Here is a 14,759-nt window from a genome sequence, read left to right on the forward strand (position 1 = left end):
ATGCGATCCTGAAGTTCTTTCGGGAGACCCTGCCCAACCAGTGGGAAACCTTCCGAAACCAAGTGTCAGATAGCTTCAGGGTCGTCACTCACGAAAAATTTCGGGTTTTGGCGTAAGCACGGTATAATGTACCCGCCGGGCGGCGGCTGATCTCCAGATCATCAAAGCCAAACCCCCGCCCCGGCAGGTCTGAAAGATCGATGAGATCCTCCCCCGGGGTGAAATCCCGGATCCGGTCCCTCCCGTGGTTGCGGGCAAAGACGAAGACATCCGCCCCGGCGCCACCTTCCAGCCGGTCGCGGCCCTTGCCACCGTCGAGCTGATCATCGCCTGCACCGCCCCGCAGCCGGTCACGCCCGCCGCCCCCCATCAGCCGGTCGTCTCCAGCGGCGCCTTTCAGCACATCCTTGCCACCGCCACCGGCCAGGCGGTCCCCCGCCGCGCCGCCAAAGAGCCGGTCCTTGCCGCCCTGACCAAACAGCCTGTCGGTGCCATCCTCGCCCCAGAGCCGGTCGCTGCCGCCGCCGCCCTTCAGCACATCCGCCCCATCGCCGCCGTGCAGGCGGTCGGTGCCGCCGCCCGCTTTCAGCAGATCATCCTCCTGCCCTCCGAACAGGCGATCATTGCCCTTCTGCCCCTTCAGAACATCGGCGCCGAGACCGCCATAAAGCATATCGTTGCCCGCCCCGCCCAGCAGCCGGTCGGCGCCCCGCTCTCCCTCCAGATGGTCAGCGCCGCCATGGCCACGCAACACATCCGCGCCATCACCGCCCAGCAGCCGGTCATTGCCGCCCCGCCCCAGCAGCAGATCATCACCGCCCAGACCCTGCACCGTATCCTCGCCACTGCCGCCGCCCAGCTTATCCTTGCCGCCGCCGCCGTATTGAATGCCATCCGCCAGCGTCACCCCCAGGGCCACCCGGTCAGGCTGGCTGAAAAGCCCGCCCGGCCACAGATCGGCAAGGTCCAGCGCGCCGCCCTCGGCGCTTTGCACCACCACCACCGTATCGCCGAATTTCAGGCGGATCCCGTCGCGCTGATCTGTCACCTGCAGCTGCGCCATGCTGCGCAGCCCCGTCAGCAGGGAGAGATCCAGCACATCCTCGCCCGGGGTGAAATCCTCGATCTGCACCCAGCCGGATAGCACCTCCGGCAGGAAGACATCGGCGCCATCGCCGCCCCGCAGGGTGCTGCCCGTCGCTTGCGCCCGCAGCACATCATCGCCCGCACCTCCCGCGACCGCGCCCTGCCCTGCCCCGGCGGTGATCACCTGCCCCAGATCCGACAGGTCGAGGGTAAAGCGGCTGATACCGCCCGCCGCCCCCGAAGCCGCAAAGACCTGCAGCGTTTCGCCCATCACCAGGGTTTCCAGCGCCGTCACATTCTCCAGCCCCAAGCCGCTGTCGTGGGCCAGGCTGGTCAGATGCAGCAACTGCCCCGAAGGCAGCATCCGCAGCAGGCTGATGCCGTCATCGCTGCCCGCAGCCAGCACCAGAACGGTGCCATCCGCCAATGTCACCACCTCCAGCGCCGACAGCCCGCCGAACCGGGTGGTGGCGGTGTCGTTCAGCTGATCGGAGAGCGACAGCGCGCCATTGCGCGTCACCGACATCAGGCTGAGCGAGCCGCTGCCGCCCGCGCCGAGCAAGGCCCAGGTCCGGCCATGCGCCTCAAAACTTGCGACTGCGCTGACGCCGCCCACCGGCAGGCCGTCCTCGACGCCGAAACTGCCCGCCGCCGTCAGCGCACCTGAGCCGGGATCGACCCGGTAGCTGCGCAGCCCCTGAAAGACGCCGCCTTCGGCCAGAAACAACAGCGGCGCCCCGGCCGGCCCCCCAAGGGCCATCGCCACCGTCTCCGGCTGCAGATAAGCGGTCTCGCCCCCCTCCGTGGCAACCGCGCCCTGCATCCGGCCCCCTGCGTCCAGCCGCCAGCCCATGAGGCGCCCGCCGGAGCCGGTGATGCCGTAGATCACAGTATCGCCATTCGCCAGCGTCAGCGCCGCCAGCGCCCCAAGCCCGCCCGCTTCGGCGCCGGGCAGATCCTGCTGCTGCTGATCGCCAAGGCTGCCTCCCGCCTGACCATCGGTCCCAAGGCGGTGAAACAACAGATCGCTTTGGCCTGTGTCCTGCAGCAGTAGCCGGGTCTCATCACCGATCTGTGCCAGCAGCACCTCTCCGGTCTCGGCCGTTACCCGCCCGTGCAAGCGACTGTCCTCTGCCCCGGCGGGGCGCGCAGCGCCGGAACCCTCCAGCCGGAACAGGGTCATGCCGCCGCCCCGGCCATTCACCGCATAAAGCACGGGACCATTGTCCGTTTCCTGCACCGCAAGATCGCGAAGATCCTGATCGAACAGAGGGTTTCCCGTCTCGAAATGCTGCGCAAACACAATATCCATCAGTCTGCATCCCCGATCTGACCGCACTCATTACGGCGGCGAAGATCGGCAGCCCCCGTGTCCGCACTGGGACCGGGAATGGGGCGAAAAGGGGAATATTGTTTACATATTGAAGACAATCATCCGGGTTGGGCAGGACTAGCCCGTGTTGCCGGATCCGCGCCCGCCCGGTTAGCGCCGCCTTGGCGCCTCCCGGGGCAGGCTGTGCTCTGCCCTTTTCGCCTCCGGAGCCGCCCAGAACATGCCAGATCAGACCTCCCCGATCCTGTCCCTGCCCTATCTGATGCCGTCGCAGGCGCAGAAACACGTGACCCATAACGAGGCGCTGCAAATGCTGGATGCGCTGGTGCAGCTTCGCGTCGCCGCCTTTGACGCCGAGACCCCGCCTGCCGCCCCCGTGCCCGGCGATACCTGGGCGCTTGGGGCCAGCCCAACCGGCGCCTGGGCCGGGCAGGCCGGTCGTCTCGCCATCTGGCAGGGTGAAGGCTGGCTGTTCCTGGCGCCGCAGCCCGGCTGGCGCGCCTGGGGCCTGGCCGAAGAAGAACTGCGCCACTGGGATGGCAGCGCCTGGCGCCAGCCGCCGCATCTGGGGCTCAACACCAGCGCCGATGCCAGCAACCGCCTCGCCATCGCTGCCCCGGCCACGCTGCTGACCCACGACGGCGCCGGGCACCAGCTGAAGATCAACAAGGCCGCTGCCTCCGACACCGGTGCGCTGCTGTTCCAGTCGGGCTGGAGCGGGCGGGCCGAGATGGGCCTTCTGGGCGATGACGATTTCTCGATCAAGGTCTCAAGCGATGGCAGCAGCTGGACCGAAGCGCTGCGCATCACCGGCGACGGCGATGTTCTGGTCGATGGCGCCCTTATCGGCGGCGGCGCCGATTACGCGGAATATTTCGAATGGGCCGATGGCAATCCCTCGGGCGCGGACCGGCGCGGCATCGCAGTGGCGCTGGGTGGCGGCAAGATCCGCCCGGCAGAGATGGGCGAGGATCCCATCGGCGTGGTCTCGGTCACGCCTTCGGTGCTGGGCGGCGGCGATGGGGGCGGCTGGCGCGGCAAATACCGAAACCGCCCGATTTGAACCGCCTGCTCGTATGTCCCGTTGATTGATAAGAGACGTCTTTAATGACGTCATTAAAGACGTCTCCTACAGGGAGGCAGGGATGCGGGGCGAAATTCTGGGCGTGGAGCGTCGGCGCCGATGGAGCGACGACGAGAAGTTGTCGATTGTGCTTTCGGTCGGTGTGAACGGCGCGACGGTATCGCAAGTCGCGCATCGGCACGAGATTAGGAGGCAGCAGATTTATGCTTGGCGATACGAGTTGAGGAAGAAGGGGCTTCTTACGCCTGACGACACGGCGCTGTTCTTGCCGGTCGATATTGCACTGCCGCCCGGCCCGCCGGAAACATGCGTGCCTGACGCGAGCTCGGTGCTGATCGAAGTGGTTCTGCGCCAGGGCCGCAGCCTCCGGGTCGATGCCCATGTGGACGCGACGGTGCTAACCCGTTTGATCCAAGCAGTGGAGGCGGCATGATCGGCCCCGGCACCGGCGTTCGGGTTTACTTGGCTTGCGGTCACACTGATATGCGCAAGGGTATCGCGGGCCTGTCCGCCATCGCGCAGGATGTCTTGAGGCAGCGGCCATCGAACGGTGCCGTGTTCGCGTTTCGGGGGCGCCGGGGCGACAGGGTGAAACTTTTGTATTGGGATGGTCAGGGATTTTGCCTTTATTACAAAGTCCTCGAGAAGGGCCGTTTCCCATGGCCTGCAGCGACGGATGGCAGCGCACGTCTGACCGCAGCTCAACTGGCCATGCTCTGGGAAGGAATTGACTGGCGTCGGCCGGATTGGGGTGCGCCGCCAGCCCGGACGGGTTGAATTATCTCTCTGGAATCGTTTGTTTTTATGGCGCCTGATCAGCGGTCATGGTATTCTCCGCCATGTCCGACGAAGCCACGCCTCTCTCCAATGATCCTGCCGTCCTGAAGGCGATGATCGTCGCATTGCAGGCGGAAAACCAGAAGATGTCCGCCAGTTTGCGAGCCCATGATCTGCTGGTTCAGGCTCTGCGTGTCCGGATCGCCAAATTGCAGAAGCAGAAATTCGGTTCCAGCTCGGAAAAGATCGAACGCGAGATCGAACAACTGGAACTGGCACTCGAGGGCCTGCAGGTGGCGCTCGCCGAGGCGGATGACCTGCCGACCGAGGGCGACGATGAACCGGAGGCGGAAAACCGGCCCCCGAAACCCGCTGAGATGCGGGACCCGAGGCGCCGCCGCCCGAAGGTGTCGAAGGACACGCCGCGCGAACGCCGCGAGCTTGATCCCGGCGACAATTGTCCGGATTGCGGGGGCGACCTTCGGGTGGTGGGCGAAGATGTTAGCGAGCTGATCGACATGATCGCGGCTCAGCTGAAGGTCATTGAAATTGCGCGGATCAAGAAATCCTGCCGACGCTGCGAAAAGATGGTGCAGGAGCCTGCGCCCAGCCGACCAATTCCACGCAGCATGGCGGGCCCGAACCTGCTGGCTTATGTACTGGCCTCGAAGTTTGACGACCACGTTCCGCTCTACCGCCAGAACGAGATCTTCGCCCGCATGGGCGCGGACATCCCGGACACGACCCTGGTTGACTGGTGCGGCGGGGCGATGAAGACGCTGGCGCCGCTGATCGGGAAGATCGAGACCGAGATCATGGCCAGCGATCTTCTGCACGCAGATGACACGCCCATCCGGGTTCTCGATCGTGGTCGGCGCGACAAGGGGCTTGGCAAGGGTGTCAAGAAAGGCCGGATCTGGGCCTATGTCCGCGATCAACGCCCCTGGGCGGGCACGGCTCCACCCGGTGCGGTCTACCGGTTCGCCCCGGACTGGAGGGAAGAGCATGTCCTTGCCCATCTCGGCGAAACCCGAGGTATTCTCCAGGCGGATGGCTATAAGGGCTATGCCAAGCTCTACGCTGCCGATTTGGACGGCACGAGCCAGTTCCGAGAGGCTGCTTGTTGGGCGCATCTACGCCGCGACTTCCACGATGTCTGGACCGCGACGAAATCCGAAATCGCGCGCGCGGCGCTCGACCGGATCGGCGCGCTCTACGACATCGAACGGGAAATCAGCGGCAGGCCCGCCGAGGTGCGGCTGGCCGTTCGTCAAAAGGAAAGCAGGCCCAAGGTCGATGCGTTCCGGAACTGGGCCGAAAAGCAACTCACGCGCATTCCCGGCAAGAGCGATCTGGCCAAGGCGTTCCGCTACGGGCTGAGCCGCTGGCCCTCGTTCACGTTGTTCCTTGAGGACGGGCGCGTAGCCATCGACAACAATCCCGCCGAGCGCGCGTTGAGACCGATTGGCGTCGGAAGGCGGAACTGGCTATTCGCGGGCTCCGATACCGGTGGTGAAACGCTCGCTCGCGCCATGACCGTGATTGAGACCGCCAAGTTGAACGGGCTCGATCCGCAGGCCTACCTCGCCGACGTCTTGGATCGCATCCACGATCACATGAACAATCGCCTGGCCGAATTGTTACCTTGGAATTGGAAGCCTTCGGAACACGCGCGCAACGAGGCCGCGTAATGGCAACAGCCACCTATGTCTGTTCCATCGCCCATGTCGCCAACCTGCTGAACGAAGACCGCGAACTTCTCGAGGCCATCGTTAGCAACGACAACAACCTCTCCTACGGAAACATAGTCAGCGTTCACATCGGGCCGGACGATTACATCACGGCGCTCACCGATGATGGCATCGAAGAACTGCGCGACATGCTCAAATCGGCACGCGGGTCCGTCAAGGAATGGAACAACTTCCTCGAAGACTTCGTCGCCGAGCCCGACATCATCGCACGTGTCAAGGACCAGCCGCTGCGGTAGGAATCGGGCGCTTACCAAATACCTGCGCGACGATCTGGGCAGCCCCCTGTGGGAGGAAGGCGCAAATGGCCAGCAGAGCCGCCGTCTGAACCCCGCCTATGATCCCACCCGCCCCTATGTGCCGCGCGCGGAGCGGGCCGAATGGGCCATGGTGGGTCTCATTGGCAAGCTGCGCCTGCGCCGGGGCCAGCCCACGGATGCGCGCTGGATCAGGCTGCAGCAGGTGTCAGAAACCGTAGAGGAATGGCTGCTGCGCTGAGCGCGCGCTCCCCCTTATCCCTTGGCCCCCTGACCACGGGCGTAGACATCCTCGTAGCGGATGATGTCATCTTCGCCGAGGTAGCTGCCGGTCTGCACTTCGATCAGCACCATCGGCACCTTGCCGGGGTTCTCCATCCGGTGAACCGAGCCAAGCGGGATATAGATCGACTGGTTCTCGGTCACGAGGCGGACCTCATCATCGACGGTGACCTTTGCGGTGCCTTCGACCACGATCCAATGTTCCGATCTGTGGTGGTGGCTTTGCAATGACAGCGCCGCGCCGGGATGCACGTGGATGCGCTTCACCTGGAACCGCTCGCCCACCGCCAGGCTTTCGAACCAGCCCCAGGGGCGGTGATCCATCGGGAATTCGGTCGCCTGTTTGGCGGATTTTTCCTTCAGCGCCGCCACCGCCAGCTTCACGTCCTGCGCGCGAGAGGCATCGGCCACCAGCACCGCATCGGGCATCGCCACGGTGATCACGTCCTTAAGGCCGATCCCCACCACCTCAAGGGCGTCGTCTTCGGAGCGAATGAGGCTGTTGTCGCAATCGATCGCAGTGGCCGCCCCCGAGGTGACAACCCCCCGGTCATCCGGGCCGCTTTCGCGCCAGACCGCGTCCCAGCCGCCAAGATCCGACCAGCCGGCCGCAAAGGGCACCACAGTGAGATTGTCGGCCTTTTCCATCACCGCATAGTCGATCGAGATATCCGGGCAGCCGTCCCAGGCGCCGGGATCAAGCCGGAAGAAGCCGAGATCCGGCGCCCCTTCTGTGATCGATGCCGTGACCGGCGCCAGCAGATCCGGCGCATGAGCGCGGAAGGCCGCAAGAATGGTCTTCACCGAAAACAGGAAGATGCCGGCATTCCACAGGAACTGCCCAGAGGCGAGCATCTCTTCGGCGCGGGCGGCATCGGGTTTTTCCACGAAGCGTTTCAGGCCGATGGCGCGGGGGGTGAAATCTGGGGTAAATTGAAGGGGGGCCCCATCCAGTTCCAGATAGCCATAGCCGGTTTCCGCATGGGTCGGCTTGATGCCGAAGGTGACGATCTGCCCGGCCTCGGCGGCGGCCTGCCCGGCCTGAACGGCAGCGCGGAAGGCGGGCGCATCGGGCACCACGTGATCGGAGGGCGCCACCAGCATCAGCCCGTCCGGGTCGCTCTGTTCCAGATAAAGCGCCGCCGCCAGCACCGCCGGCGCGGTATTGCGCCCGGCCGGTTCGATCAGAATGGCGCCGGGGTCGATGCCGATACCCGCCAGCTGTTCGGTGACGATGAAGCGGAAATCGGAATTCGTGAGCACCATGGGTGCTGCATACCCCGCCCCGGACAGGCGCAGGGCCGAAGCCTGAAACAGGGTTTCCTCGCCTACCAGCGGCACGAATTGCTTGGGGTAGCTTTTGCGGGACAGAGGCCAGAGCCGGGTGCCGGAGCCACCGCACAGCAAGATGGGAGTGATCGTTGAAGATGCGCTCATCGCCTGTTCCTTTATGCTGTCCTGCCTGCCGGGCGCCTGCCGCCGCGGATCAGAGCGCCGCCAGGGCCGCTACCGCCTCGGGGAGGGGGTAATGATGATTGCCGACAAACAGCCCGTTTGCGTCAATGTAATCGGCATTCGTCAGCGCCCCGTGAATGTCATAGTCGAAATACTTCATCACCTCGTTCTTGGCGAAATTGCCGGCCACGATGGGGCGGCATTCAAACCCGGCGGCGGCCAGCTGTTTCACCAGATCGGCGCGGGTCAGCCCCGCCTCTTCGCGGATCACCAGCGAGAACCCGAACCAGCTCGATTTGCCGATTTCGCGCTGGATCATGAACTTGGGATGATCGGCGAGTTTTTCCTGCACCAGCGCCCCGTTGGCGCGGCGCCCTTCGATCAGGTTCGGCAGTTTCTTCAGCTGCTCCTGCCCCAGCGCGCCGGACATCTCCAAGGGGCGCAGGTTGTAGCCCGGCAGCACAAAGCGGAAGCTTTCCTCAAAAGGATCATCGCTTTTCTCGCCGGTGACATGGTTGAATTTCGGCAGGTTGCGGGTCCAGCCATGGGCGCGCAAGCTCAGCATGACGTGGTAGAGTTCCTCGTCATCGGTGACCACCATGCCGCCTTCCATGGTGGAGATATGGTGCGAGAAGAACGACGAGTAGGTGCCCATGACACCGAAGGTGCCGGCCTCCTTGCCGCCATAGGTGGCGCCCATGGATTCGCAATTGTCCTCAATCATGACGATCTTGCGGTCCCCGATCAGCGCCTGGATGGCGTCGAAATCATTGGGGTTACCTAGGAGATTCACCACCATGATGGCGCGGGTCTTGTCACTGATCGCCGCCTCAAGCGCTGCCAGATCGTAGTTCAGCGTCTCGCGGTCGATATCGACGAATTTCATCCGGAGACCGTATTGGCCCAGGGGATAATAGGTGGTGGACCAGCTGACCGCCGGGACGATGATCTCATCGCCGCGTTCCAGCTTCAGGTCGGGGTTCTTGGTGAAACACAGCGCCGCGGTCATCAACAGGTTCGCCGAGGAGCCGGAGTTGACCATGACGGCGAACTTGCTGCCGAACTGGGCGGCGAACTGCTCTTCATAGGCGCGCACCTCGGGGCCCATCGAGAACATGTCCGAGGCGATCACGCGCTGCAGCGCATCCTGTTCCGCCTGATCCCAGGAGGAGGTGGCAAGAGGGTATGTGAAGGTCATGCGTGTCCGCTTTCCAGATAATAGCGATAGGTCTGCGCGATGCCGTCGCGCAAGGTCGTCGGTGCCTGCCAGCCCCAGGTAGTCTGGCGCTCGGTCGAGCAGAGCTTCTGCTTCATGCCCACGGGTTTGCTCAGATCATGGGTGAAGGAGCCCTGCCAGCCGATCACCTCGGCCACCGTGGCGTAATAATCGTTGATCGAATGATCGTGACCCAGGCCGATGTTCATGGCGCCGGGGAGCGTCTCAAGATCCTCTGCCGCCTTCCAGATGGCATCAGCCAGATCGGCGGCGAACATGAATTCGCGCCGCGCGGTGCCATCGCCCCAGATCTCGACTGCGGCCTCGCCGGTCTTCATGGCCTGATGCACCTTGTGGATGATGGCCGGCAGCAGATGCGAATGCTTCGGGTCGAACTTGTCGTAGGCGCCATAAAGATTGCAGGGGATCAGCGTCTTGTAGAGCGCGCCAGGGTCCTCCTGACGGATGTAATCGCACAGGCGCATGGCCATGATCTTGGCCAGGGCATAGCCTTCGTTGGTGGGCTCCAGCGCACCGGTGAGGATGCTTTCCTCGCGCAAGGGGTTTTCCCCTTCGCGCGGGTACATGCAGGTGGAGGCCAGATTGATCAGCCGGGTCACACCCGCGGCCCGCGCCCCCATGATGACATTACGCCCCATGGCGAGGTTCTCATCGAGAAAGGCCACCGGATTGGCCATATTGGCCTGGATGCCACCGACCCGGCCCGCCGCATGGATCACCAGATCGGGCTTGTGCGCCTCCAGATAGCTGGCCACGGCACCCGCATCCGTCAGGTCCAGCTCGCGGCTGCGCGGCGCCAGGATCTCCCACCCGGCCGCTGCCGGGTGATCCAGAACATTGCGCCCCACCATGCCGCCGCCGCCGGTGAGGAACAGACGTGGTTTTGCACTCATCCCCTCAGTCCTCGCGCGCCACCGGCGTGTCATAGCCGTGCTCCATCAGCACGCGGGAGCGCTGCGCCACCTTCAGATCCTCACGGACCATTTCAGCGCACATTTCCTGCACGGTGATCTCGGGCGTCCAGCCCAGTTTCGCCTTGGCCTTGGCCGGATCGCCCAGCAGCGTCTCCACCTCGGCCGGGCGGAAATAGCGCGGATCGATGCGCAGGATCACGTCACCCACCTTCAGCGCCGGGGCCTTGTCGCCTTCGATGGCCGCCACGGTGGCGACCTCATCGGTGCCCTCCCCGGTGAAGGCCAGGGTGATGCCCAGCTCGGCGGCGCTCCATTCAATGAACTGGCGCACCGAATACTGCACGCCGGTGGCAATGACGAAATCCTCGGGCGCATCCTGCTGCAGCATCATCCACTGCATGCGCACGTAATCCTTGGCATGGCCCCAGTCACGCAGCGCATCGATATTGCCCATGTAAAGGCAGTCTTCCAGGCCTTGCGCGATATTGGCCAGACCGCGGGTGATCTTGCGGGTGACGAAGGTCTCGCCGCGGCGCGGGCTCTCGTGATTGAACAGGATACCGTTGCAGGCATACATGTCATAGGCCTCGCGGTAGTTCACCGTGATCCAATAGGCGTACATCTTGGCCACCGCATAAGGGCTGCGCGGGTGGAAGGGCGTGGTCTCGGTCTGCGGCACCTCCTGCACCAGACCATAGAGTTCCGAGGTCGAGGCCTGATAAAACCGGGTCTTCTTTTCCAGCCCCAGGAACCGGATCGCCTCCAGGAGCCGCAGGGTGCCCATGGCATCCACATCGGCGGTATATTCCGGCGCCTCGAAGGAGACCGCGACATGGCTCTGCGCGCCAAGGTTATAGACCTCGTCAGGCTGCACCTCGGACAGGATCCGCGTCAGGTTGGAACTGTCGGTGAGATCGCCGTAATGCAGTTTGAAACGGGCATTGTCAGTATGGGGATCCTCGAAGATATGATCCACTCGCTGCGTGTTGAAGGAGGAGGCGCGGCGTTTGATCCCATGCACCTCATAGCCCTTCTCCAGCAGGAATTCCGCCAGATAAGAGCCATCCTGCCCCGTCACCCCGGTGATCAGCGCCTTTTTCATATGTCGTCCTTACCAAACCCGTGCAGACAGAAACGGCCTGCAATATTTCCAATACCTTCCCGCCGTGGGGATTGGCCGCATATTAGGCGATGATGACAGAGGATGCCATTGATCACATGGCTTTTTCATGTGGCCTGCCGCCCGCACGACCAGGACCACAATGCACTTTAGCGCTAGCGCTATAGCGGATGGACCGGACTGAGACTTAAGTCCGAATTGCCGCCTGGCTTTGGAGGAGCAAAACCTGCGCTCATCCCCTCAGAAACATTTCCGGATAGAAAACAGGCCTTTTCACCAGACCAGCTCACACCATAAAATCAATCTGATCCGAACAGATCCCGTGTGAAAACTCGTTCAGCAACATCCGCCAGTTCATCCGAACGGCGGTTGGTCAGGATCACATCGGCACGCGCCTTTAGCTGCCCGAGGTCGTGCAGCACCTCGGAGCCAAAGAAATGCTCTTCCCGGAGCGACGGTTCATAGACGAGAACCTCGATCCCCTTGGCTTTGAGACGCTTCATGATCCCCTGGATCGAGCTCTGGCGGAAATTGTCAGACCCCTGTTTCATCACCAGCCGGTAGATGCCCACCACACGTGGTTGCCGGGCAATGATCTGATCGGCAAGGAAATCCTTGCGGGTGCGGTTGGCATCGACGATGGCGCGGATCAGGTTCTGTGGAACCTCGGAGTAATTCGCCAAGAGCTGCTTAGTATCTTTCGGCAGGCAATAGCCGCCATAGCCGAAAGAAGGATTGTTGTAATGACTGCCGATGCGTGGATCCAAACCGACCCCTTCGATAATCTGGCGACTGTCCATGCCACCGGCCATGGCATAGCTGTCGAGCTCGTTGAAGAAGGCCACCCGCATGGCGAGATAGGTATTGGCGAAGAGCTTGATCGCCTCGGCCTCAGACGAGTTGGTCAGCAGCACCGGCACATCCGCGTCGATGGCGCCGCCGCGCAGCAGTTCGGCGAAGACGCGGCCGCGTTCGGAGCGTTCGCCGACGATGATCCGGCTGGGGTGCAGGTTGTCGTAAAGCGCCCGCCCCTCGCGCAGGAACTCCGGGCTGAAGATCACCCGGTCCGTTCCCAGCCGCTCCGGCACCCCGGCGATGAAGCCTACCGGGATCGTTGATTTCACCACGATGGTCGCCTCCGGCGCGATCCGGGTCACGCTGCGGATCACCGCGTCGACGCTGGAGGTGTCGAAGAAATTGGTCTCCGGGTCGTAGTTCGTGGGGGTCGCCACGATGACGTAATCGGCACCGGCAAAGGCCGCCTCCGGATCGGTGCTGGCGGTGAGCCGCAGCGGCTTCTCGGCCAAGTACTGTTCCAGCTCGGTATCCGCGATCGGACTGCGCCGGGCGTTCACCGCCTCGATCCGCCCCGCGTCGATGTCGAAGGCATGCACGTCATGGTCCTGCGCCAGCAGAACCGCATTGGAGAGGCCGACGTATCCCATGCCGGCAACGGCGATTTTCATGACAGGCATCGTCCTTCCAGATCGGGTTTCAAAACTCTGACATACTTGCCCCACCCTGTCCTTGAAAACTCCGAGGACTGCAAGCCCGCACAGTTTACGATGGGTTCAGCTCCACTTTCATCAACACAAGCTGAGGTTTGGCAGATCAAAAAAACTGTTCCAAGTATGCCTGATCCTCATCCGTCAATTCCAAACCGGGTACCCGCCGAGCGGGCACAGGAATAAGCTTAAGCCACTCCCGGACAGCTCGAGACTCATCGAGCGACCCGGGACTTAATTGTCGCAAAATCGCGAGATGTGTTGTCGGCAGCTTCTCGTTTACACTATTTTTTATAGCGCGTCAATCTGGGTGAGAGGCTAGCGACAATCAGGATGAGATTCTACGTCGCGGCATCGGAGACGTTATCATCGTGATTTCCGCTGGCAAGTTTTTCTTCGGCTGCTGTTTGTCGCTCCGCGTCAATCAGCGGTGTATTTTTGATTGTCGCGTAAGCGGCAGGCCTGCCTCTCTTCCGTTTCGCCTCCATGGCCGATCGTCGTCTGTAGCTTTCCACGTTCATCTCGAAGATGGTCGCATGGTGGACGAGCCTGTCGACGGCCGCGAGCGTCATTGCCGGATCGGGGAAGACCTTGTTCCATTCGCCGAAGGGCTGATTGGCGGTGATCATGATGGACCGCCTCTCGTACCGCGCCGAGATCAACTCGAAGAGGACGCTGGTTTCGGCCTGGTCCTTGGTGACATAGGCGAGATCATCGAGGATGATCAGGTCGAACTTGTCCAGTTTGGCAATTGCGGCCTCAAGCTGCAGTTCCCTGCGGGCCACCTGCAGCTTCTGGACAAGATCGGTGGTTCTCGTGAACAGCACCCGCCAGCCGTTCTCGATCAGTGCCAGGCCGATGGCGGCCGCGAGATGCGACTTACCGCCGCCGGGCGGGCCGAACATCAGGACATTGGCGCCCTTGGCCAGCCAGCTGTCTCCCGCCGCCATGGCCATGACCTGTGCTTTCGAGATCATTGGAACGGCGTCGAAGTCGAAGCTGTCCATCGTCTTGCCGGGCGGCAGGTGCGCTTCGGCAAGATGGCGGGCGATCCTGCGGTGGGCGCGTTCGGCCAGTTCGTGCTCCGCAATAGCGGCCAGGAAGCGGGCGGCAGGCCAGCCCTCCCGGTCAGCCTGTTCGGCGAATTGCGGCCAGAGAATCTTGATGGTTGGCAGCCGCAGGTCGTTCAGCATGATGCTGAGGCGGGCCTCATCGACGGTATGGGAGCTCGTCATGCCTGTACTCCTGCTGCATCCGCCGTTTTGACGAGGGCTTCATAGCTGTCCAGGGACACGGATTGCACGGTGACGGCCGGCAGACAGGCCGGGTCCGGTGCGAAGTGCCTTCGAAGGACAGCAAGATCTGGGAGACCGCCGGCCTCGAGCACCTTGGCCAGTTCCGCTGCCAGCGCCCGCTCGCAGCTGCGCTCATGCGCCAGGGCAAGCAGCTCGACTGTGATCTTGCAGGCCTGCCGTTCGGGCAGCCGGTCGATGAGCGCCTCGAAGGCACGCCGGTACTCCTGGCGCGGGAAGAGCTTGTCGCGGTAAACGAGATGCAGAAGGGCCATGGGCTTCCTGCGCAGCGAATGGATGACATGGTGATAGTTCACGACCTGGTCATGCTTGCCGTTCGCCTTGGCCCGCCCCCTGGGCAGGGTCAGCAGGTGGGTGCCTCCGGAGAAGACATCAAGCCTGTCGTCAAACAAGCGCACGCGCAGCCTGTGCCCGATCAGGCGGGAGGGCACGGTGTAGAAGACCTTGCGCAATGTGAAGCCGCCGGTGCTGGAAACGGTGACGATCACCTCCTCGAAGTCCGTGGTGCGGCGTGCGGGCAGCCCAACTTCAACAGCTAAGCGCGTAAGCGACTGATATTGTTGGAGCGGGATGCCCGCTTTTGCCACAACATGGCCGTTTCAGGCGGGTGTTTTCAGATCCAGGGCTTCGAAGAGGTCGAGTTGTTCC

The 14,759-nt window shown here is 63.1% G+C and carries 13 protein-coding genes and 1 pseudogene; 6 read left to right on the forward strand and 8 right to left on the reverse strand.

Translation table 11 applies throughout. The annotated features are described in order from the left end of the window. Window positions 1-88 precede the first annotated feature (88 nt). Window positions 89-2,398, reverse strand: coding sequence for a calcium-binding protein (locus AAFO90_RS21920; RefSeq protein WP_347510780.1), 2,310 nt, complete (start codon window positions 2,396-2,398; stop codon window positions 89-91). A 241-nt stretch (window positions 2,399-2,639) separates the two neighbouring features. On the opposite strand from AAFO90_RS21920, the gene AAFO90_RS21925 reads away from it, so the two are divergent. The 6 genes from AAFO90_RS21925 to AAFO90_RS21950 all read left to right on the forward strand — a co-directional run bounded on the left by AAFO90_RS21925 (window position 2,640) and on the right by AAFO90_RS21950 (window position 6,526). Beyond that, window positions 2,640-3,482 (forward strand): DUF2793 domain-containing protein, encoded by an 843-nt coding sequence (locus AAFO90_RS21925; RefSeq protein ID WP_347510781.1) that lies wholly within the window; start codon window positions 2,640-2,642, stop codon window positions 3,480-3,482. Window positions 3,483-3,564: 82 nt separating this feature from the next. After that, on the forward strand, window positions 3,565-3,936 hold the full coding sequence (locus tag AAFO90_RS21930) for a transposase (RefSeq protein WP_347510782.1): 372 nt from the start codon (window positions 3,565-3,567) through the stop codon (window positions 3,934-3,936). Beyond that, window positions 3,933-4,280, forward strand: coding sequence for an IS66 family insertion sequence element accessory protein TnpB (gene tnpB, locus AAFO90_RS21935; RefSeq protein ID WP_085851852.1), 348 nt, complete (start codon window positions 3,933-3,935; stop codon window positions 4,278-4,280). Before AAFO90_RS21930 ends, tnpB begins: the two co-directional genes overlap by 4 nt. 62 nt (window positions 4,281-4,342) lie before the next feature. Continuing rightward, window positions 4,343-5,971 (forward strand): IS66 family transposase, encoded by a 1,629-nt coding sequence (locus tag AAFO90_RS21940; protein ID WP_347510790.1) that lies wholly within the window; start codon window positions 4,343-4,345, stop codon window positions 5,969-5,971. Then, window positions 5,971-6,267, forward strand: coding sequence for a hypothetical protein (locus AAFO90_RS21945; protein ID WP_347510783.1), 297 nt, complete (start codon window positions 5,971-5,973; stop codon window positions 6,265-6,267). Before AAFO90_RS21940 ends, AAFO90_RS21945 begins: the two co-directional genes overlap by 1 nt. After that, window positions 6,242-6,526 (forward strand): peptidase G2 autoproteolytic cleavage domain-containing protein, encoded by a 285-nt coding sequence (locus AAFO90_RS21950; RefSeq protein WP_347510784.1) that lies wholly within the window; start codon window positions 6,242-6,244, stop codon window positions 6,524-6,526. Before AAFO90_RS21945 ends, AAFO90_RS21950 begins: the two co-directional genes overlap by 26 nt. Before the next feature lie 14 nt (window positions 6,527-6,540). Here the strand turns inward: AAFO90_RS21950 and AAFO90_RS21955 are convergent, their stop codons facing one another. The 7 genes and pseudogenes from AAFO90_RS21955 to AAFO90_RS21985 form a co-directional block, all read right to left on the reverse strand. Next, window positions 6,541-8,004: a mannose-1-phosphate guanylyltransferase/mannose-6-phosphate isomerase gene (locus AAFO90_RS21955; RefSeq protein ID WP_347510785.1), complete on the reverse strand. Its 1,464-nt coding sequence runs from the start codon at window positions 8,002-8,004 to the stop codon at window positions 6,541-6,543. Between the two features lie 49 nt (window positions 8,005-8,053). Next, complete coding sequence (locus AAFO90_RS21960; protein ID WP_347510786.1) at window positions 8,054-9,220, reverse strand: DegT/DnrJ/EryC1/StrS family aminotransferase; 1,167 nt, start codon at window positions 9,218-9,220, stop codon at window positions 8,054-8,056. Then, complete coding sequence (locus tag AAFO90_RS21965) at window positions 9,217-10,152, reverse strand: GDP-L-fucose synthase (protein WP_347510787.1); 936 nt, start codon at window positions 10,150-10,152, stop codon at window positions 9,217-9,219. The genes AAFO90_RS21960 and AAFO90_RS21965 overlap by 4 nt, the downstream gene beginning before the upstream one ends. A gap of 4 nt (window positions 10,153-10,156) precedes the next feature. Next, complete coding sequence (gene gmd / locus AAFO90_RS21970; RefSeq protein WP_274840752.1) at window positions 10,157-11,275, reverse strand: GDP-mannose 4,6-dehydratase; 1,119 nt, start codon at window positions 11,273-11,275, stop codon at window positions 10,157-10,159. Window positions 11,276-11,592: 317 nt separating this feature from the next. Next, on the reverse strand, window positions 11,593-12,759 hold the full coding sequence (locus AAFO90_RS21975; protein ID WP_347510788.1) for a nucleotide sugar dehydrogenase: 1,167 nt from the start codon (window positions 12,757-12,759) through the stop codon (window positions 11,593-11,595). A 380-nt stretch (window positions 12,760-13,139) separates the two neighbouring features. Continuing rightward, window positions 13,140-14,033, reverse strand: a complete 894-nt coding sequence (gene istB / locus AAFO90_RS21980) for an IS21-like element helper ATPase IstB (protein WP_347510789.1) — start codon at window positions 14,031-14,033, stop codon at window positions 13,140-13,142. Next, a pseudogene (locus AAFO90_RS21985) lies at window positions 14,030-14,632 on the reverse strand (IS21 family transposase); the annotation flags it as partial. The gene istB and the pseudogene AAFO90_RS21985, both read right to left, overlap by 4 nt. Window positions 14,633-14,759: the final 127 nt, after the last annotated feature.

Origin of the sequence: Phaeobacter sp. CAU 1743 (assembly GCF_039839315.1) — a bacterium.
Classification (GTDB): Bacteria; Pseudomonadota; Alphaproteobacteria; order Rhodobacterales; family Rhodobacteraceae; genus Phycobacter; species Phycobacter gallaeciensis_A.

Coding starts and splice junctions, on each gene's coding strand:
- AAFO90_RS21920 (WP_347510780.1), bottom strand. CDS start 2,398: ATGGATATTGTGTTTGCGCAGCATTTCGAGACGGGAAACCCTCTGTTC.
- AAFO90_RS21925 (WP_347510781.1), top strand. CDS start 2,640: ATGCCAGATCAGACCTCCCCGATCCTGTCCCTGCCCTATCTGATGCCG.
- AAFO90_RS21930 (WP_347510782.1), top strand. CDS start 3,565: ATGCGGGGCGAAATTCTGGGCGTGGAGCGTCGGCGCCGATGGAGCGAC.
- tnpB (WP_085851852.1), top strand. CDS start 3,933: ATGATCGGCCCCGGCACCGGCGTTCGGGTTTACTTGGCTTGCGGTCAC.
- AAFO90_RS21940 (WP_347510790.1), top strand. CDS start 4,343: ATGTCCGACGAAGCCACGCCTCTCTCCAATGATCCTGCCGTCCTGAAG.
- AAFO90_RS21945 (WP_347510783.1), top strand. CDS start 5,971: ATGGCAACAGCCACCTATGTCTGTTCCATCGCCCATGTCGCCAACCTG.
- AAFO90_RS21955 (WP_347510785.1), bottom strand. CDS start 8,004: ATGAGCGCATCTTCAACGATCACTCCCATCTTGCTGTGCGGTGGCTCC.
- AAFO90_RS21960 (WP_347510786.1), bottom strand. CDS start 9,220: ATGACCTTCACATACCCTCTTGCCACCTCCTCCTGGGATCAGGCGGAA.
- AAFO90_RS21965 (WP_347510787.1), bottom strand. CDS start 10,152: ATGAGTGCAAAACCACGTCTGTTCCTCACCGGCGGCGGCGGCATGGTG.
- gmd (WP_274840752.1), bottom strand. CDS start 11,275: ATGAAAAAGGCGCTGATCACCGGGGTGACGGGGCAGGATGGCTCTTAT.
- AAFO90_RS21975 (WP_347510788.1), bottom strand. CDS start 12,759: ATGAAAATCGCCGTTGCCGGCATGGGATACGTCGGCCTCTCCAATGCG.
- istB (WP_347510789.1), bottom strand. CDS start 14,033: ATGACGAGCTCCCATACCGTCGATGAGGCCCGCCTCAGCATCATGCTG.